Raw genomic sequence first — 18647 nt, forward strand, 5'->3', positions numbered from 1 at the left:
ACACGATAGCGCTCGCTGAGACGACGGGTGGGATAAGCAGAGGAGTCACTCGGGGGACTCTCAGTATGCCCTCCTGCACCGGCCGATTCAAACAAATGACTCAAACATCGGTGGGACCCTACTTCCAGGTCTCTGGTGGTGGAATGAAGGGGTCCAACGACGAAAGCGAGGATCCATCGTTCTTTGCGGCGAACAAATATCCAAGCTTGGCAATGGTTTGCGCCGCTTTGTTCAGAGATTCACGGTTGTTCAGTTTCAATTGAACGCCATCGAAGACTTTCAGGCTGGCGGCGACATACGGGTCGTCGATTTTTTCGCTGACACTGCGAAGACGTTTGGCCGCACGGGCCGTTCGACCGGCTGCGGTGACCCCGTATTTGGCTTTCTGGGTCGCCTGGGCTGTCGCCGTCAAACTGGCTTCCAGATCGGCCAGCATTCCGGCGACGAACATGACGCGCAATCGTTTCACGTCGCTCGTTTGATTGTGTGCACCGTCGGATCGAACAAAGTTGTGACGGATGCTTCCCTGGCTCCATGCAACAAATTCAAAGTCTTCGCTGCCGGCGGAATGACCGCCGACGTTGACCAGTTCTTCGTCGGCGGTGGTATGACAGCGGTAACAACTTTGGGCGACCAAATAGACGTTGTCCGGATTCCGCATTCCCGCGGCGATGCTGCGGCGCAGTCGTTCGGCGCGATGAGCGGGTGATTCACTTTGCCGTGTCGTTTCGGGGCTGCCGTAATCGTGATGGATGTCCAGCCATTGCTTTGCGGCCGCATGGCATGATTCACAGGACACCCCGGCGATGGCCGCCAAAGACCCTTGGTCGGTTTGTTGTTGGGTGTAGTGACAGGCGACGCAACGTCCATCGTGTTTGATGCTGCGCAGTTTCAAGTTGCGGGCGATCTGACGTGCCTCGGGACGACGATGCAATTCGTCAAAGGTCGTCGCGTGGGGTGTTTTCTTCCAGACGTTGATTTCGTTCGCGTGGCATTTCACACAGGCATCGTTGCCCAACACGTGGGCCGGATCGGCGGGACGTGCATGCAGCAGCAAATCGAAATCACCCCGAGACGATCCGCCCGACGACGCATCGGATGTTCGGGTGGCGGGGCCGGCCGCGTCGGCAACGGCCAGACTGGCGACCCAGATCAAAAACACAAGGATGACGCGCAACATGAGATTCGGAGGGCAAAACCGGGCGGACGAATTTGAGCAATCGTTGCAAACGGAACCCTCCGCAAGCATGCGGCGTTCGCGACGCAACTCCTTGCAACCCTAGGTCACCCTGGGCCGTCACGACGAGATTTTCCCTGGCGCGTTGACGGATCGGCGTTCAGGCGGCGACGGCTTTCGCGGTGGTGTCGGTATCGACCGCGGTGGACGAACCCGAATCCTTTTCGCTCGACGCGGTGTAATGAAACTGTGCTTCTTCGGGATCGAAACGCTGTTCCAGATCCAGCAGTTTTGCTTCGACCTGTTGAATGATTTCGCGTGCCGACAGCCCGTCTGACGGATCGATCGGTTCGCCGGCGTAGATGTCGATCGTGCAAAACGGCATCGGGATCTGGATACGATCCCACGAATTCGTGAACACCCAACGGCGGCTGGGCACGGCGCACACCGGGATAATGACTGCCTTGGACTTGCGAGCCAGCAGGGCGATTCCCGGTTGGGCCTTTCCACGCGGACCCTGGGGACCATCGATCGCGATTGCTGCGGGGCCGTGGTTACGGACGTGCCGAATGGCTTGTTGCAATGCAACCGCGCCGCCCTTGTTGCCCTGACCGCTGCTGCCCCGAATGGGCGTCACACCACACCGGCGTAGGGCGGGGACGACCAAATCACCGTCCGATGATCGCGATGCCATGGCCGCGACGCCCGGTTCGACCGAACAGATGCAAGCCATTTGATGGCAATGCAAAAGGGCATAAGTCAGGGGAATGCCCTGCTGTCGCAATATTTGCCGCGGATCGTTGTGATATCGCCGTCGGCACGTTTGGCGCACCGTCAACATCGCAATTCCGAATAGCCAAGCGACCAGACGTTTCATTGGGGCGAATTCAAAACCGGACCGACCAGAACACTGTCAATCGCGGGCCTGGACCGAAAACGGACGCCCGCACTGGACCGGGAATACCAGGATCTTTCGTGGGGGTAAACGCCGATTTTCCGGTCCGAGGCGGGTGGGGACTTGGCCGCCAAGAATTCCTCGCCGCGATTGCGCCGAACCCACCCTGTAACAACACTTAACATTCGCCTGAAAACCCGTCATTTGCGTGATTCAGCCGGAAAAGACGCCTATACTGCGATGGTCCTGCGACATTCTTTACCTCAACCGACCACCCAGCCACGGAAAGAACACACCATGATCCGAACTTTTGCCGCTTCGTTGACGCTACTCGTGTTTGCCTCGATTGCATCGGCCCATTGCCAAGTGCCGTGTGGAATTTATGGCGACCAGATGCGGTTCGAACAAATGCTGGAAGACGAGCACACGATCAGCAAAGCTCAGTTGCAGTTGAACGAGCTTAGCTCGGGAGACATCGACGCCCAGGCAATCAACCAGATGGGCCGTTGGACGCTGACCAAAGAACAGCATGCCACACGGATTCAGGAAACCATCGCCGCCTATTTCATGGCCCAGCGGATCAAGCCCGATGGCGACGGCTATGGAAAAAAGTTGATGGCCGCCCACGCTGTGATGATCGCCGCGATGAAAGCAAAGCAGTCCGCTGATCCCGCCACGGCGAAAGCCTTGGAAAAGTCGATCTTCGATTTCTATCGGGCTTACGAAGGCAAAGAACCCGACTTCGAGCACACCCACTGATCCCGCCGTCGAATCACGGTTGATTTCCCGCCGACCGATCAGGGGTTCGTCCAACGTGCATGCGAACGGCGTTGTCTCGTTCGCCCTACCCCGCCCTGTTCCATCCGGCCCATCGGGTCGACGTTGGACACCCTGATCCGGTCACCCCGACCCTACCGAAATTACCAACGCATGTTTTCAGTTGTTTTTCGCCAGGTTGTCCGCTGCGCTGTTGGCAAGGCACCTCACCTTTGCTTCGGGATCGGCTTGTTCCTGATCGCGTCAACGGTTGTGGCCGAATCGGCGAATGACAAACCGGCGATGGACGAAACCGCGGTGGACTTTGCCCGTGAAGTCCAGCCGATCTTGGCCAAGCATTGCTATGCCTGCCACGGACCGGACGAAGCGGAGGGTGGACTGCGCTTGACCGACCGCGACGGCGCTATGGCCGAAACCGACAGCGGCGAAGTCGCGATCGTTCCGGGTGATGCGGACGCCAGCCATTTGATCGAACGCATCACCGCGGATGAAGATTCGTGGGTCGACCCGATGCCGCCCGAGGGCGATCGTGTTTCTGCCGCCGACGTTGAAATCTTGCGGCGTTGGATTGACCAAGGTGCCCCTTGGAAAAATCACTGGGCATTCGAACCAGTCAGTGCACCGGAGATTCCCGCCGTTCCTGGGCACCCGGAGATTAGTCATCCAATCGACGCGTTTGTGACGCAAAGGTTGCAACAGCGTGGATTGACCCCCAACGGGCCTGCGGATCGGCCGACGTTGATCCGGCGATTGTATTACGACCTGATCGGAATCCCGCCCACCGCACGCCAGATCCAGCGTTTCGTCGACGACCCGGATCCACGGGCATACGAACAGTTGGTCGATCATCTTCTGCGATCGCCCCATTACGGCGAACGTTGGGGCCGGCACTGGTTGGATCTGGTTCGCTATGCGGAAACGAATTCATTTGAACGAGACAATCCGAAACCCAACGCGTGGAAGTACCGCGATTATGTCATTCGGTCGTTCAACCAGGACAAGCCTTACGACCAGTTTGTCATCGAACAACTGGCCGGCGATGAATTGTCCGATGTGACCACCGAAACGCTAACCGCGACGGGCTTTTATCGACTGGGGATTTGGGACGACGAACCGGCCGATCCCGAGCATGCGTTTTACGATGAAATGGATGACTTGGTCACCACGGTCGGCCAGGCCTTTCTGGGACTGACGATCAATTGTGCCCGCTGTCACGATCACAAGATCGATCCGATTCCGCAGTCGGACTACTACAGCTTTCTGGCGTTTTTCGGCGACGTGACGACCTACGGGGTCCGTCGCGACCAGACGGGAAACAACCAAATCGATGTGTCCAAAGAAAGCTTGCAACAACAGTACGCCGACCTGGATCGTCAAACGAAGGATTTGGAAAACCAGTTGACCGAAATCGAACAGCGTGGAATCGCATCGATGTCGGCTGAAAATCAACGGGCGACGGAGGGTCGTAAAGCGGACCGCGAAGCGGTGTTGGAAAAGCATTTACGTCGCCATTTGTCCAAAGATGACTGGCGGCGGTATGAATCCTTGCGTGCTGAACTGCGCGACGTGCGAAAACGTCGGCGGGAGCTGCCCGCACGCCAAAGCGTTTTGGGGTTGGCCCGTTTGGCCGATCCGCCTCGGGAAACGTTTGTGCTGTTTCGCGGAAGTCCTCATTCCCCCACTGACGAAGTCGACATCGCCTTTCCCGAACTATTCGATTCCAACGTCGCCGCGATGCCGGCACCGACCAGTCGATCGGATTCGTCGGGGCGTCGACTGGCACTAGCACATTGGATCGTTGACCCGGAAAACCGCTTGGCATCGCGGGTGATCGCTAATCGAATTTGGCAGCATCATTTTGGTCGAGGCATTGTTCGCAGCACCAACAACTTTGGCCAATTGGGAACGCCCCCGACGCATCCGGCGCTGTTGGATTGGTTGGCCAATCGATTCGTCGATGGCGGCTGGCGGTTCAAATCGATGCATCGGCTGATCGTCACCAGTGAAGCCTATCGCCGGTCATCCGATTCGCGTCCTGATGCCATGCAAGTTGATCCGGCCAACGATTTGTTTTGGCGATTCGATCGACGTCGGTTAAGTGCCGAAGAGATTCGTGACAGCATGTTGAAAGTCAACGGATCGTTGAATGACCAGGTCTATGGCCCCAGCATGTACCCCACCCTAAGCCGGGAAGTCATGCAGGGCCAATCGCGACCGGGCGAAGGCTGGGGCAATTCTGAGGCAGACGACCAGAATCGGCGCAGCATCTACATCCATGTGAAACGATCCTTGTTGACGCCGATGATGACGGTGTTCGATTTTCCGGATCCTGATCGCAGTTGCGAAGCCCGATTCATGACGTTGCAGCCCGGACAGGCCCTTGCATTGTTGAATGGTGATTTCGCCCACCAACAGGCCGCTCGCTTGGCAAAGCGGATGGATGCCAACCACATTGACGATTCCCAGTTGGTGAATCGCTGTGTCCGCCGGGTTTTGGGACGCGATCCGACGCAAGAAGAAATTGCCGCCGGGCGACATCTGATGCAACGGCTCGTCAACGAATTTGAAGTCCCCCGAGAACGAGCCGCCGAACTTTATTGTTTGTCCGTGATGAACTGGAACGAATTCCTGTTTGTCGATTAAAGGAGTCACCGGGTGACCAGCCAAGAACCATTCCATAACAAATCACGACGAGCCGCTTTTTGCCGCCGGACGCGACGTGAATTCGTTTGGCAATCGGGCGCCGGTTTTGGTGCCGCGGCGCTGTCAGCCATGCTGGGGCGGGACGGCTTTTTCGGCCAATCGGCACAGGCCGCGGAAACCAACTATCAGAACCCGCTGGCTCCCAAACCGCCGGCGTTCGCGCCGAAAGCCAAGTCGGTCATTTTTCTGTTCATGTACGGCGGGCCCAGCCATATCGATACGTTCGACTACAAACCGGACATGGTCGGGATGGATGGCAAAACGGTGGAGGTGAAAACTTTTGGCCGCGGTGGGCACAAGTCCGGTGGCCGGATCGTCGAACCACGCTGGAATTTCCAGCAACACGGCCAGTGTGGCAAATGGGTCAGTTCGCTTTTTCCCAACGTCGCCAAACATGTGGACGACATTGCATTCTTGCATTCGATGACGGCCGATTCTCCGATTCACGGATCGGCCATGTTGATGATGAACAGTGGACGGATCCTTTCGGGCAGCCCCGCCTTGGGTTCGTGGCTGACCTATGGATTGGGCAGCGAGAATGAGAATTTGCCCGGCTTCGTCGTGATGTTGGACCCGACCGGTGGACCAATCAGCGGTGCCAAGAACTGGTCCAGTGGGTTCATGCCGGCGACGTACCAGGGGACGGTTTTCCGTAGCGAAGGGGCGCCCATTTTGAATCTGTCGCCCCCGGCGGATCTGCCCAGTGGCGTCCAACGCGAATTGATCGATTCGATCCAGCAAGCCAATCGTCGTCACCAATTGCAACGACCAGACGACCATGCACTGGCATCGCGAATCGCCAGCTATGAATTGGCCTATCACATGCAAACGAGTGCACCGGAGTCGGTGGATTTGTCGAACGAATCAAAACAGACGCTGGCGATGTACGGGGTGGACCGTCCTCAGACAGCGGATTTCGGACGGCGGTGTTTGCTGGCACGTCGATTGGTCCAGCGTGGCGTGCGGTTTGTGCAGCTTTACAGTGGTGGGTCACACAACGACGACAACTGGGACGCGCACGGCGATTTGGAAAAGAACCACAATTACCATGCCGGTCGAACCGACCAGCCCATCGCCGCGCTGTTGGCGGATTTGAAACGCACCGGACTATTGGATGAAACGCTGGTCGTTTGGGGCGGTGAATTCGGTCGTCAGCCGACGGCGGAATACGCCAAAGGCAGTGGCCGCGATCACAACAGTTACGGCTTCACCATGTGGATGGCAGGCGGTGGTATTCGCGGTGGCGTCAGCTTTGGGACGACCGACGAACTGGGAAGCCGGGCGGTTGAAAACACGTTGCACGTCAAAAACTTGCACGCGACCATCTTGCATCTGATGGGTCTGGATCCGAATCACCTGGCGTATTTCTACGGCGGGTTGGACCAGAAACTGGTCGGTGTCGAACCGGTCGAACCGATCCATCAGATCATCGCCTGACCGCCCCGACGTACTCGCCAAGATGGACGCTGACCCCGCCGCCACCGGGATGTGTCCGGCGGCGTATCCTACAAGACCATGTGATCGAAACCGCCAGGCGACTAGGCCGCTTTGCGTGCGGCGATTCGCTCGGGCAGACGAATGGTGGTGTCGTAGTCGTCCGGTGAAATCACTTCACCGGTGAACACCATCAGTTCGATATCGGCATCGGCCAGCGGCGCGGTGGCTTGGCCGATCGCTTCGCCCAAACCGACCGAACCGGTCAACACGCCCGCGGCGCTGCGCAGTCCGGCGGTGATGGCGGTCGCCCAGCCGCCGCCGCGCAAGTGATGGCGGATTGACCGCAAGCGTTGGCCCCGATCCAGCGTGGATCGATCCCAAGGCAGACGGTCGTCGTCGGACAGCACAACGCTGTCGACCGCCACGGCCGATCGCCAACCTGTTCGACGGGCCAGCAAGCCATAGGCATAGGTGGCTTCGGCGGATCGTGTTCCGACAAATCCACGGCCCAAGCTGGCCAACAGGTCGCGTCGCCAGAAACCGGCTTGAAGGTAGCAGCCGATCGAACGCACCATGTCGCCATGACGTGGCGAATCTTGGCCGGCGCAAACGGCGGTGCACAAGCGATGCGGTGTGTCGGTCCATCCACATGCCAGAACGTCGCCGTCGCGATGGCGGATCGTGGGCGAAACGAAACCGACGTCATCGTCTTCGAATCGTTCGACCGCGGCGGACGCCCAACCGGCGGTCGCGGACATGCCGTCGGCAATCACATGGACCAAGTGCCCGCGAGCATGTTTCACGCCCTCCTGGACCAGTTCGACGGTGCTAGCACCGCCCGCTTGAACAAAGCGAACCTCATCACCCAAATCAAAGGGGTCATCGTAGCCCCCGTCGTGTGCGACAATGACCTCGCACGATTCGGGTTGATTTTCCAACACGCTGACCAAGCTGGATTCAAACGTGTTGACCTGTTGGTTAACAGGCACGATGACAGACAGTTGTGGAATCGACGGAAAGCGTGGCACCGATTTCACCCGTGCGGCAAGAATGACCGAAGTCCAGCGAATCGGCAAAGCGTTTCGAACCGCCTTATTGTTCCGATCGCTCCTTTTTTTCATCATCGGACGGATCGGACAATCAGGTTGAGACGTTCGGCCATGAACCGTTCGAATCCTTGGCGTTGCGGCAAAGCGGGCTTGATTCTGTGCACTAATCGGCAAACTTTTCCTGTTCGGAAACGGTGCGTCGTCGTTCGGTGATCAGAATTCGCATCGACGGAGCTCGCCCCGATTGCTTTCAAACACTGAATCGCGCCCGCCAAAGCGTACCCTGGGGTGCCACCCGACCCCGCCACATCCGCAAAACAGTTCACGCCCAGGAAAGTCAGGGAAATGAAGACAAGACCTTTCGGACAAACCGGATGGGACGTTTCCGAAATCGGTTTCGGCAGTTGGGCGCTGGGCGGCCAATGGGGACCGCAGACGGATGACCAGTCCACCAAAACGTTGCGTTTGGCGATCGATCGTGGCATCAACTTCATCGATACCGCCGCCGGTTACGGTGACGGCCGCAGCGAAAAAGTCATCGCCAAAACGTTGAATGCGGTCGCGGATGTGAGCCCCGTTCGATTGGCAACCAAAGCACCGCCGGCCGAAGGCCCTTGGCCGCCCAGCCCGTATTGCCGTTGGCAGGACCGATATGGCGCCGCGTACCTTCGCGAAAACATCCAACAGCGTTTGCGAAACTTGGGGACCGATTGTTTGGACGTGCTGCAACTGCACACCTGGACCCGGGCGTGGAACGACGACCCGCAACCCTTGTTGGTGCTGCGGCAATTGTGTGACGAAGGTTTGATCCGCTATGTGGGCGTCAGCACGCCGGAACAAGATCAGAATTGTGTGGTCCAGTTGATGCGCGACGGTCTGGTGGATGTGGTTCAGGTGATTTTCAACCTGTTCGATCAAGAAGCCGCCGCGCAGATTTTCCCGGTTGCCGAGGAAACCGGCACCGCCGTGATTGTTCGCGTCGCGTTGGACGAAGGATCACTGACCGGAAAATACGATCGCGACCACCAGTTTGGCAGCGATGATTTTCGCCAAGCCTACTTTGCCGGTGATCGACTGGAACGGACCGTTGATCGTGTGGCGATGATCCGCCAAGACATCCGCGATTTCGGTTTGCAGGACGATTACAGTTTGACCGACGTGGCGATCAAGTTCGCGCTTTCTCATGCCGCCGTCAGCACGGTGATCGTCGGAATGCGTTCGCCCGAACACGTCAAAGCCAATGCGGCGGTCAGCGATAAAGCCGATTTGCCGGCCGAGTTTCTTCAGCAACTGCGGCGACACAATTGGCGTCGCGGTGTTTGGTACGCAGGGAAGTGATTTGCCAAACGATCCATTTCCATCCGCGACATTGATCAGCCGACAACACGGTTGATTGCCAGTGCTGTTGCCAAATGACGGGCGATGATGGATGTGGTTCGGTTCAAACGCGGTTGTTGTTACATTGTGGCCGCTATGACGAATCCAAATACCAGCAAATTGTTGTCCGTGGCGACGGACGCAGCCCGACAAGCCGCCGACGTGTTGATGCGGTATTACCGTGACGGCGTACAAATGCGGCAAAAGACCGGGGGCAACCGCACGTATGATTTGGTCAGCGACGCGGACGAAACCAGCGAAGCGGTGATTGCCAAGTGCATCCGCCAGACCTATCCCGATCACGAGTTGTTGGGTGAAGAAAGTCTGAGCGATGGTGATGCGTCGGCGGAACACTTATGGGTCATCGACCCGCTGGACGGCACCAATAACTTTGCCCACCGTGTTCCCCACTTCGCCATTTCGATCGCCTACTACCATCAAGGTCGCCCGGTCGTCGGTGTCGTCTTGAACCCGGTTCGTGATGAATTGTTCACGGCGATCAAGGATCAGGGAGCCCAGTTCAACGGCCAAGCGATCGTGACACCACCGGCGGTCAGTTTGGACCAAGTGCTGATCGGATGCGGCTTTTATTACGATCGCGGTGACATGATGAAACGAACGTTGTCGGCGATCGAAGAATTCTTCGATCGTCACATCCATGGCATTCGCCGCTGGGGAACCGCATCGCTGGATTTCTGTAGCGTTGCCCAAGGCCATTTCGGTGGATTCTTTGAATACCAATTGTCGCCGTGGGATTTTGCCGCCGGACAATTGATTGTCCAGGAATCCGGTTGTCTGATCACCACCGCCAAGGGTGACGAGTTGCCGATGCAAAAGACCAGCGTCTTGGCCGCGCATCCCGATATTTACGATGCCATGTTGCAGATCACACGTCGACATCATCCTTGATTCGGGTGCGTGACCGCGGGTGAAATCTAGTGGGTCGATTCGCGTTCGATCAACAGATTGGGTTTGCCGAAACGTCGAATCAGCTGGAATGAATCATAGGGGCGTCCCGTTGCGGTACAGGCACGGTAACGCAACCGGTTTCCGTCGATGGAAATGATCTGGTACAGCTGGGTCCGCTCGGCCGACGATTGCATGAAGGGTTCTGGATCCAGGTCATACATTTTGGGGCCGCTGACGGAGACCACATAGACGGTTCCACCGGCGTCTTGTTTGGACAAACCTTCGCCAACGTTTTCGCTGCCGACCGGCACACCATTGTTCACCGCAGTGTTCTCCGGTGCGTTGTCTTGGAACCGCATCATGCGACTGCGAGCATAGGTGTGGTCGTGTCCTTGCAGGACCAAATCAACACCGTGCTTGTCATAGATGGGTTGCCACAAATCACGCAATTCCGGATTGTCTCGGCCCTTGCTGGCGGAGTAGATCGGGTGGTGGTGAGTGACGATCTTCCAACCGGGTGCTTCGGACAAGACCTGTTCCAGCCAAGCGACTTGTTCGGCTTGTTGCTCGTTGCTATTCAAACAGACAAGCCGAACGCCTTGGTAGTCGACGTAGTAGCAAGATTCGGCCAGGGATTCCGGGCCATTGGTGGGAAACGCAAAGGTCGGTTTCCAATGCCGGCTTAAACGGCGAGTGCTGCCCGATTCATCCTCCTGTTTGACCATCTCATGGTTTCCCGGCACGGCCACGGCGGGCAGCATCCGATGAATGAATCCGCTGGCACCGAACCATTGGCCCCATTCCGCGTCGCTTTCGGCACGGTTGATCAAATCGCCGGCATGCAAGAAAAACGCCGCTCGTGGTGCATCGCGAAAGGCATTTCGGACCACCCGTGACCAGTGGCTTTTGATGTCGTTTTGGGCATCACCGAAATAGACGAACGAAAACGGTTGGGCCGTTCGGGCCGCGGTTTGAAACTCCGACCATTCGCTCCAATTCACACCATCGCCGACGCGGTACAGGTACTTTGTTTGGGGAATCAAATCGGCCAGCACCACTTCATGATAGACGGCGTTGCCCAAGTCCGTTTCCAAACGGCTGAAAGTGCCCTGGACGATGATGGCGTCGTCCACGAAGTCCGGTCCGTCTTGTGCCACGGCGTATTGTGCGATCGTGGCTGATGTCTTTGCGTCGGTCCGCCAGGTGATGGCCATTGCGGTGGCCGGAGTTTCGGTCATCGACAAACAGATGCGATCCGGAACCGCCGAGGGTCGATAGGTCTGTTGGTCCGGCACCGGTTTGATTTCGTGCTGATGCACGTCGTGCGCGAAGGCGACCCGATGCGATGACGTGGAGGCCAACAGCAACAGCATCATCATCACGCCGATCGACACCCGATGACGACGGCGATGGCTGGAGGGTTGAACGGATGGGGCGGGCGACGAATTGGCGGGCGACGACATGATGTTTCTCAACAGCCGGAAGAAAACGTTCTTCGCGAACTGTAAGAAGCCGGCACGCGCACTGCAATGATGCGGATACGGAGTGTCAGGTTGTTTCGGACGTCCCGCGAATGGTTTCGCTTTGCAAGCGATATCGATCGCCTTGGGGACCGACCAGTCGTTGCAGGTGTGGCCGTCGAATCATTTGCAGCCCCGTTTTGGCCTCGCTGCGACCCAGTTGTGGCAAGGCCCGTTGCGCGACGACACCCCATGCGACCAGACGCCGGATCAGTTCGGCGGGAAAGCTGGGCGGCTGGGTCTGTGCACGCGCGGCCAAGACGGTCGGATCTTGACTCATTTGATACAGCTTCTTCATGTCATCTTCGCGAATGTCGGCGTCGTCTTCTTGAATGAAGACAAGATCGCCGGTCGCGCGTTCCAGGCCGGTTTGACCCGCGGCTTCCATTCCCCGCACTCGGCTATGGCGGACCAACCGCAGCCGCGGATTCTGTTCGGCCAATTCACCAAGGTATTCTGCGGTGTCATCCTGGCTGCCGTCGTCGACGACGATGACTTCGGCCGCTTCGGGATCCCCAATCATCTCGTCCAATAGACCCAGGACTTGGTCGATTCGCTTTTCAATTCGATCACGGCCGTCTCGTACCGGTAGCACGACGGACATGCGGTTAGGTCTGGCCATGGAAGTGTTTCGGGATGGGAAGAAACGGTAAGGCGACCGAAGAAAGACGTCGGAATGATCGGGCGCATCGCTTCTGTGGATCGGATGGCGACCGCAACGTTCTGCAATGACGCCGGCATCCGGTGGGTTGCCGTGGTCAAACGTGTTGCATGGGCCGTTCGGATTCTGTGGGGTGTGTCTATAATCGCGGCATGACCAAGCCAAAGACGACCGAGACGGAAACCGCCGGACTGCCCAACTTCGATGCAGGAGCCAACGGGTTGCTGCCCGCGATCGCGCAAGACGCCCAATCGGGGCTGGTGTTGATGATGGCCTGGATGAATGCCGAGGCGTTCCAAGAAACACTCCAAACCGGCCAAGCGACCTATTTCAGCCGCAGCCGAGGAAAACTGTGGCGTAAGGGTGAAACCAGTGGTCACCGTCAGCGTGTCCGCGAAGTTCGTATCGATTGTGACGCGGACACGATCTTGCTGAAGGTCGATCAAGTCGGTGCGGCCTGTCACGAGGGGTTTGCGTCGTGCTTCTTTCGCGCCGTCGACAGCAATGGCGGGGTCCGCGAGGTGGAAAAACGGTTGGTCGATCCTGCCGAGGTCTACGGCGACGCGTCGAAGAAGTCTTGATCCCGCGGAGTCCGAATCGTCCGCGCAAGCCGACTTCGTCCGCAAAGCCGACTTCGACATTGTTCGGCCGCCAAGGGGACGATTCACCATGCGGGTCCGTGCCGGGAACTGGCTGGTTCGCTACAGTGGATCAAGACACCCCATTCCAGACGGCTTGCACGCCGAATCGTCGGAATGGATCCAAAATTTCGACGCCACAACGGACCACAGATGAGCAGCAACGATCAACGATTGGATGCCTTGGATCTACCTCTTCCTCCGGCACCGCAGGCGATGGGGGTCTACAAGCCAATCGTGATCGTCGGCGACATGGCCTATCTGTCGGGGCACGCGCCGCTTAAGGAAGACGGCAGCATGGTGACCGGACGGCTGGGTTTGAATCTGGACGTCGAAGCGGGCTTTGCCGCGGCCAAGTTGACGGGACTGGCAATGTTGTCGACCCTGCGTGCCGAATTGGGTTCGCTGGATCGGGTCGAACGCTTGGTGAAGCTTTTGGGGCTGGTCCGGTGCACCGAAGGCTTTGTCGATCAGCCGGCGGTGATCAACGGGTGCAGCGAACTATTCCGCGACGTCTTTGGTAATGATGCCGGTGTGGCGGCCCGCAGCGCCGTCGGAACCAACGCCCTGCCCGGTGGTATCGCGGTGGAAATCGAAGCCATCTTTCAGATCCGGCAAGGCTGATTTCGCCGGTTGACGGAATGGTTCTGGCCCACAGCGGTGCGCCGGCCACAGTTGCGATGGCGAATCGCTATCGCCTGGTGCCAGTTTTGCGATAGACACGGACATCGTGCGGACCGGCGAACTGGAGATGGATCGCGCCGACGGCCGCCCGGGCGTCGAAGACATCACAGTGATAGTCGTTCTCACCCGGCCAGGGATACGAATAGACGACCGCAAAATCGTCCAGATCCAGGCCCAGTGATTCATAGGCTGAATCGCTGTGATGTCCCAGGCTGGGCAACGTCGGGTCGTCGGCCAAGCATTCCGTTCCGGGCGGCAGAAAATTCCCGGCGACCAGTTCCGGGCCCAACGCCGGCGGGTCGAACCAATCCGCCAGCGTGTCCCGGCCTTGTCGGATCAAGTCGGGCTCGGTTTCGATTCCGATGCTGTCGAAACCAAGTTCGGTCGCCAAGCAAGCGACAACCGCGAAACCGCATCCCCATTCGCAGAAACGGTTTCCCGGCAACGGTTGGCTTTCTTTGACCCAGGCCAACGTTTGGTAAACCGCTTCGTAATCGGCCGCCACAAATTGTTCGATTGCGTCGCGGTCCCAACAATCTTGGAAGGTTTCAATTCGCTGACGGGCCGCCGTGATCGCCAGCCGGATTTCCGCTGGCACCGGACGTTCATCCCAGCGGCGGGGCAAGTCAATCGGAATCAACATGGTAGATTTCGGATTCCCGATGCGAGACCGCCGACGGCCATCGTCGGTCGACAATCTTCTCGCATTCCGAACGCCGACGGGATATTCTGAACCGCCCCCTCCGTATCCCCCCAGCGACGGTTCCATCGAAGAACGATCATGCGTTTACCCACCTTGTCGGCTGTCTGTTTCCTGTTACTTGCGACCGGCACGGCGCCGGCGGCCGACCTGTTCGTTGAAGCCGAAAGCTTTCAAGACCGTGGCGGCTGGAAGCTTGATACCCAATTCATCCAAGAAATGGGATCGCCCTACTTGTTGGCACATGGATTGGGAAAGCCGGTCGACGATGCCACCACCACAATCACCGTGCCCGCCGAAGGGAAGTATCGCATTTGGGTGCGTACCAAAGACTGGGTGGCACGCTGGGGCGCCGCACCACCACCGGGGAAGTTCAAGGTCCGCATCGGCGAAGATGTCTTGGAAACGACGTTCGGAACCCAAGGCAAGCAATGGTCGTGGCATGACGGCGGCACCGTTCAGTTGGCCAAAGGCGCGACGTCACTGGCACTGATGGATCAAACCGGTTTCGACGGTCGATGTGATTGTCTTTATCTGACGACCGACTTGTCCACCGATCCGCCCGCAGCCGACCAAGTTTTGGGACCGTGGCGCCGCCAACAGTTGGGACTGCCCGATCAGCCACTGCAAAAGCGCCCCTATGATTTGGTCGTCGTCGGCGGCGGCTATGCCGGCATGGGCGCGGCACTCTCGGCGGCGCGAATGGGTTGCAAGGTCGCGCTGATTCAAGACCGACCGGTGTTGGGCGGCAACGGATCCAGCGAAGTCCGTGTTTGGGCAAAGGGGAACATTCGCCGTGGCAAGTTCCCAAGGATCGGCGAGATCATCGACGAATTTGCCGACAACGCGACCAAGTCGCCGGGCACCTATGAAGAATTCGGCGACGACTTGAAAGAACGCATCGTCCGGGCGGAGCCTAACATCGACTTGATGCTGAATCATCACGCTCACGATGTCACGATGAAGGGCGACAAAATCGTGGCGGTCACCGCGCTGGACACCCGGACCGGCGCGGAAGTCGTGGTCGAAGGAAGTCTGTTCTGCGATTGCACCGGTCACGGCTGGATCGGAACTTGGGCCGGTGCGGATCTGGACATGACATCCGAAGGCCGCATGGGAATGAGCAACATGTGGGCCTGGGATGAATTGGACCAGCCGACCGAATTCCCGGAAACACCATGGGCATTGGATTTGAACATGGCGGACTTTCCCTACCCACGTGATCACCACGGACAATGGTTTTGGGAAAGCGGTTTCGACAAAGACGCGATCGGTGACGCCGAAGCGATTCGCGACTGGAATCTGCGCGCCGTCTACGGTGCCTTCAACGCGATGAAGAATCGTGATGGTGCCGAGGACCACCCGACCGCGATTTTGACTTGGGTCGCGTACATCGGTGGTCCACGAGAAAGTCGTCGCCTGATGGGCGATGTCGTGCTGACGCAAGAAGACATCGTGTCCAAACGAGACTTCATCGACGGCTGCGTTCCCAGCACTTGGTCAATCGATCTGCATTACCCGAAGGAACAATACGCCAAAAAGTTCCCCGATAACCCATTCATCTCGATTGCCGAACACAACCGTGCCGTGGATCGAAACTATGGTTATCCGGTGCCGTATCGATGTTTCTACAGCCGTAACATCAACAACCTGTTCATGGCCGGACGCTGCATCAGTGTCACCCACGAAGCGCTGGGGACCGTTCGCGTGATGAAGACCTGTGGAATGATGGGCGAAGTGGTTGGAAAAGCCGCTTCGATTTGTGCAGCCGAAGATTGCTTGCCGCGGGACGTGTACGAGGACCATCTGGATGATCTGGTGCGTTTGATGCACTATCCCGGAAAAGCCCGACGGGAAACGCCGACCTCGGACATCGTGGTTCCTGGCGACGCGATGACGTTGGCGGGACCCTATGGTCCGCCCAGTGGTTTGGACCCCGCAAAAATCGATGGCATCGTCGCCGATGATGGGGATGCAATGCTCAGCGGCAAATGGCAACAGGGCCAAGGTTTAAAAGGTTTCGTCGGGTACGGTTATCGCTACGCCGCCGCCGGTACAGATGCAACCGCGACGTTCAAACTGTCCGTCAAATCATCGGGCAAGTACGAGTTGCTGGTATTCAGCAGCCCCCATAAGAATCGTTCGACTCGCACACGCGTGACCCTGCGAAACGGCAATTTCAGACGTGACTATCACGTCGATCAAAGCATCCAGCATCCCGAAAATGCCGCCGTCGCCGGTACGGTTTCGTTAAGCGAAGGTGACGTGGTCGAAGTCGTTCTTAGCACCGATGACGCCGACGGCATGGTGCATGCCGATGCGGTAGCGCTTCGCAAGGTCGATTGATCGGGCGAATCCTGCCCGTGCATCGCAACGCTATGAACCAAGCCGCATCGAACGGCAAGCGAATGATCGGCGCGCATTGGATCCGTGTCGGCATCGTCGTGGTCCTAGCCTGGTTGATCCCGTCGCCACATCCGATGCCGACGACGGAACAAGCCGGCCCGCCGACGTTCGAGCAGTTACCCGGCGATTTGCCTTGGGAAGTCGCAACGATCGAGCCCCAGCACGGCGCAGCCGGGTTTTGGGCCATCGCTGATTCTGACGGCCGAGCTTTGGGCTACGTGGCGCGAACCATGCCAGACGCGCAAGACGTCGTCGGCTATCGCGGACCCAGCGAAGCGGTGGTTGTGATTGATGCACAGCGCCGCATCGTGTCGGTTGGTCTGTTGGACAGTGCGGATACCGTCGAACACGTCCAAGTGGTGCGGAATAGCGATGAGTTCTTCGCCCAGTTCCAAAGTTGGACATGGGGCGAAATCGATCGCCGAAAGAAAGTCGATGCGGTGTCCGGTGCCACTTTGACGTCACTGGCACTTGCCCAAGGTCTAATCCAACGCATGGGCGGCGAAGCGGGGTCGTTGGTTTTTGCGGATCCACTGGGCATCGACGATGTCCGCGACTGGTTCCCCGATGCACGGCGTTTGACCGGCGGCCCCGCGACTTGGGATGTGATCGATGCCGACGGCAATCAGATCGGCACCGTCGTCAGGACCGGCCCCCTGGTCGACGATGTCATCGGTTATCAAGGTCCGTCGGAATGGTTGGTCCGAATGGGTGACGGTGATGTCGTCAAAGATCTGAAGCTGTTGACGACTTTTGACAACGAACCCTATGTCGACTGGGTGCGACAAGAAAAGTATTACTGGAAACGTTTCACCGACATGACGGCGTCACAGTTGGGCCAACTGGATTTGGAAGCCGAATCCATCGAAGGCGTCTCCGGTGCAACGATGAGTAGTATCGCAATGACGCAAACGCTGGTCGACGCAATGGCACGCTACGGCGATGCGGAACCGGACGTCGCGGAAGCCACCGACCCACCGTTTTGGCATTCGATCCGGTTCGCCAACAGTGATGCGTGGATGATCGGATTGTTGGTGGCCTTGGGATTGCTTCATCAATTCGGTGGATTTCGCTACCGATCCCTTCGCCGAACATGGTTGATCGCGGTGTTCGTCATCGTCGGGCTGTATGCGGGGAATCTTTTGTCGTTGGCCTTGTTGGCCGGTTGGTCGGCCGAAGGCATTGCATGGCGATTGGCACCGGGGCTGGCGGCAATCGCAGCGGTCGCCCTGCTGTTGCCCCCGGTCAACAAATCCAACCCTTATTGCAATCATCTGTGTCCGCATGGGGCGATCCAACAATGGGTGCGTCACGGATCGAAGTCACGCCGACGGGTGTCTGTCCGGCGTGATGTCGACATTTGGCTGCGGCGGATCCCCGGCGGCTTGTTGACGATCGCCTATGTCGTGCTGCTGTTTCGTCCCACGGTCGACCTGAGCGGCTGGGAGCCATTTCACGCCTATCTGTTCCGGATCGCCGGATTGGGTTCGATCGTTTTCGCGTTGGCAACCTTGGCGGTCGCCACGGTGATACCCATGGCCTATTGCCGCTATGGATGCCCGACCGGCTATTTGATCGATTACGTCCGCCGCGCTGGTGACGGCCGAAAACTGGCGGTTGCCGATCTGGTTTTGGTGGGGCTCTTGGTCCTGGCCATCGCCAGGCATTGGGTCATGGGCTGACCCGAGCAGAAGGAGAGCTCATGCCGGGGCGG

The 18647-nt window shown here is 58.3% G+C and carries 15 protein-coding genes; 9 read left to right on the forward strand and 6 right to left on the reverse strand.

Annotated features, from left to right (window positions below; translation table 11 throughout):
* Positions 1–118: 118 nt before the first annotated feature.
* Positions 119–1180, reverse strand: a complete 1062-nt coding sequence (locus tag Mal65_RS00120) for a cytochrome c family protein (protein WP_145292530.1) — start codon at positions 1178–1180, stop codon at positions 119–121.
* Between the two features lie 157 nt (positions 1181–1337).
* Positions 1338–2054 (reverse strand): lysophospholipid acyltransferase family protein, encoded by a 717-nt coding sequence (locus tag Mal65_RS00125; RefSeq protein WP_145292532.1) that lies wholly within the window; start codon positions 2052–2054, stop codon positions 1338–1340.
* A gap of 315 nt (positions 2055–2369) precedes the next feature.
* Here Mal65_RS00125 and Mal65_RS00130 point away from each other — a divergent pair, with 315 nt between their 5' ends.
* From Mal65_RS00130 to Mal65_RS00140, 3 genes are all read left to right on the forward strand, one after another.
* Positions 2370–2831 carry a superoxide dismutase [Ni] gene (locus Mal65_RS00130; protein ID WP_196784460.1) on the forward strand — a complete coding sequence of 154 codons (462 nt, stop codon included), beginning with the start codon at positions 2370–2372 and terminating at the stop codon, positions 2829–2831.
* 171 nt (positions 2832–3002) lie between these two features.
* Entirely contained in the window at positions 3003–5492 is a 2490-nt protein-coding gene (locus Mal65_RS00135; protein ID WP_145292534.1) for a PSD1 and planctomycete cytochrome C domain-containing protein, read from the forward strand.
* A gap of 12 nt (positions 5493–5504) precedes the next feature.
* Positions 5505–6989, forward strand: coding sequence for a DUF1501 domain-containing protein (locus Mal65_RS00140; RefSeq protein ID WP_145292536.1), 1485 nt, complete (start codon positions 5505–5507; stop codon positions 6987–6989).
* Positions 6990–7090: 101 nt separating this feature from the next.
* Here Mal65_RS00140 and Mal65_RS00145 read toward each other — a convergent pair whose 3' ends face one another.
* Positions 7091–8113 carry a glycosyltransferase family 2 protein gene (locus Mal65_RS00145; protein ID WP_145292538.1) on the reverse strand — a complete coding sequence of 341 codons (1023 nt, stop codon included), beginning with the start codon at positions 8111–8113 and terminating at the stop codon, positions 7091–7093.
* 270 nt (positions 8114–8383) lie between these two features.
* On the opposite strand from Mal65_RS00145, the gene Mal65_RS00150 reads away from it, so the two are divergent.
* A complete protein-coding gene (locus tag Mal65_RS00150) occupies positions 8384–9376 on the forward strand; it encodes an aldo/keto reductase (RefSeq protein WP_145292540.1) in 993 nt (330 codons plus the stop codon).
* Positions 9377–9511: 135 nt separating this feature from the next.
* Complete coding sequence (locus tag Mal65_RS00155; RefSeq protein WP_145292542.1) at positions 9512–10324, forward strand: inositol monophosphatase family protein; 813 nt, start codon at positions 9512–9514, stop codon at positions 10322–10324.
* 26 nt (positions 10325–10350) lie between these two features.
* Here Mal65_RS00155 and Mal65_RS00160 read toward each other — a convergent pair whose 3' ends face one another.
* Both Mal65_RS00160 and Mal65_RS00165 read right to left on the reverse strand, forming a co-directional pair.
* Complete coding sequence (locus Mal65_RS00160; protein ID WP_145292544.1) at positions 10351–11787, reverse strand: purple acid phosphatase family protein; 1437 nt, start codon at positions 11785–11787, stop codon at positions 10351–10353.
* Between the two features lie 85 nt (positions 11788–11872).
* Positions 11873–12466 (reverse strand): glycosyltransferase family 2 protein, encoded by a 594-nt coding sequence (locus Mal65_RS00165; protein WP_145292546.1) that lies wholly within the window; start codon positions 12464–12466, stop codon positions 11873–11875.
* 191 nt (positions 12467–12657) lie between these two features.
* On the opposite strand from Mal65_RS00165, the gene hisI reads away from it, so the two are divergent.
* On the forward strand, positions 12658–13086 hold the full coding sequence (gene hisI, locus Mal65_RS00170; RefSeq protein ID WP_145292548.1) for a phosphoribosyl-AMP cyclohydrolase: 429 nt from the start codon (positions 12658–12660) through the stop codon (positions 13084–13086).
* Positions 13087–13296: 210 nt separating this feature from the next.
* Positions 13297–13767, forward strand: coding sequence for a RidA family protein (locus Mal65_RS00175; RefSeq protein ID WP_145304502.1), 471 nt, complete (start codon positions 13297–13299; stop codon positions 13765–13767).
* 67 nt (positions 13768–13834) lie between these two features.
* Here Mal65_RS00175 and Mal65_RS00180 read toward each other — a convergent pair whose 3' ends face one another.
* Positions 13835–14470, reverse strand: a complete 636-nt coding sequence (locus tag Mal65_RS00180) for a class I SAM-dependent methyltransferase (protein WP_145292550.1) — start codon at positions 14468–14470, stop codon at positions 13835–13837.
* Positions 14471–14608: 138 nt separating this feature from the next.
* On the opposite strand from Mal65_RS00180, the gene Mal65_RS00185 reads away from it, so the two are divergent.
* Complete coding sequence (locus tag Mal65_RS00185; protein WP_145292552.1) at positions 14609–16873, forward strand: FAD-dependent oxidoreductase; 2265 nt, start codon at positions 14609–14611, stop codon at positions 16871–16873.
* A 32-nt stretch (positions 16874–16905) separates the two neighbouring features.
* Entirely contained in the window at positions 16906–18615 is a 1710-nt protein-coding gene (locus Mal65_RS00190; protein ID WP_231131252.1) for an FMN-binding protein, read from the forward strand.
* Positions 18616–18647 lie beyond the last annotated feature (32 nt).

The organism is Crateriforma conspicua, assembly GCF_007752935.1.
Taxonomy (GTDB): Bacteria; Planctomycetota; Planctomycetia; order Pirellulales; family Pirellulaceae; genus Crateriforma; species Crateriforma conspicua.

What these genes read in the sequence shown, in the direction of transcription:
- Mal65_RS00120 (WP_145292530.1), bottom strand. Translation starts at nt 1,180, where the DNA reads ATGTTGCGCGTCATCCTTGTGTTTTTGATCTGGGTCGCCAGTCTGGCC.
- Mal65_RS00125 (WP_145292532.1), bottom strand. Translation starts at nt 2,054, where the DNA reads ATGAAACGTCTGGTCGCTTGGCTATTCGGAATTGCGATGTTGACGGTG.
- Mal65_RS00130 (WP_196784460.1), top strand. Translation starts at nt 2,370, where the DNA reads ATGATCCGAACTTTTGCCGCTTCGTTGACGCTACTCGTGTTTGCCTCG.
- Mal65_RS00135 (WP_145292534.1), top strand. Translation starts at nt 3,003, where the DNA reads ATGTTTTCAGTTGTTTTTCGCCAGGTTGTCCGCTGCGCTGTTGGCAAG.
- Mal65_RS00145 (WP_145292538.1), bottom strand. Translation starts at nt 8,113, where the DNA reads ATGATGAAAAAAAGGAGCGATCGGAACAATAAGGCGGTTCGAAACGCT.
- Mal65_RS00150 (WP_145292540.1), top strand. Translation starts at nt 8,384, where the DNA reads ATGAAGACAAGACCTTTCGGACAAACCGGATGGGACGTTTCCGAAATC.
- Mal65_RS00155 (WP_145292542.1), top strand. Translation starts at nt 9,512, where the DNA reads ATGACGAATCCAAATACCAGCAAATTGTTGTCCGTGGCGACGGACGCA.
- Mal65_RS00160 (WP_145292544.1), bottom strand. Translation starts at nt 11,787, where the DNA reads ATGTCGTCGCCCGCCAATTCGTCGCCCGCCCCATCCGTTCAACCCTCC.
- Mal65_RS00165 (WP_145292546.1), bottom strand. Translation starts at nt 12,466, where the DNA reads ATGGCCAGACCTAACCGCATGTCCGTCGTGCTACCGGTACGAGACGGC.
- hisI (WP_145292548.1), top strand. Translation starts at nt 12,658, where the DNA reads ATGACCAAGCCAAAGACGACCGAGACGGAAACCGCCGGACTGCCCAAC.
- Mal65_RS00175 (WP_145304502.1), top strand. Translation starts at nt 13,297, where the DNA reads ATGAGCAGCAACGATCAACGATTGGATGCCTTGGATCTACCTCTTCCT.
- Mal65_RS00180 (WP_145292550.1), bottom strand. Translation starts at nt 14,470, where the DNA reads ATGTTGATTCCGATTGACTTGCCCCGCCGCTGGGATGAACGTCCGGTG.
- Mal65_RS00185 (WP_145292552.1), top strand. Translation starts at nt 14,609, where the DNA reads ATGCGTTTACCCACCTTGTCGGCTGTCTGTTTCCTGTTACTTGCGACC.
- Mal65_RS00190 (WP_231131252.1), top strand. Translation starts at nt 16,906, where the DNA reads ATGAACCAAGCCGCATCGAACGGCAAGCGAATGATCGGCGCGCATTGG.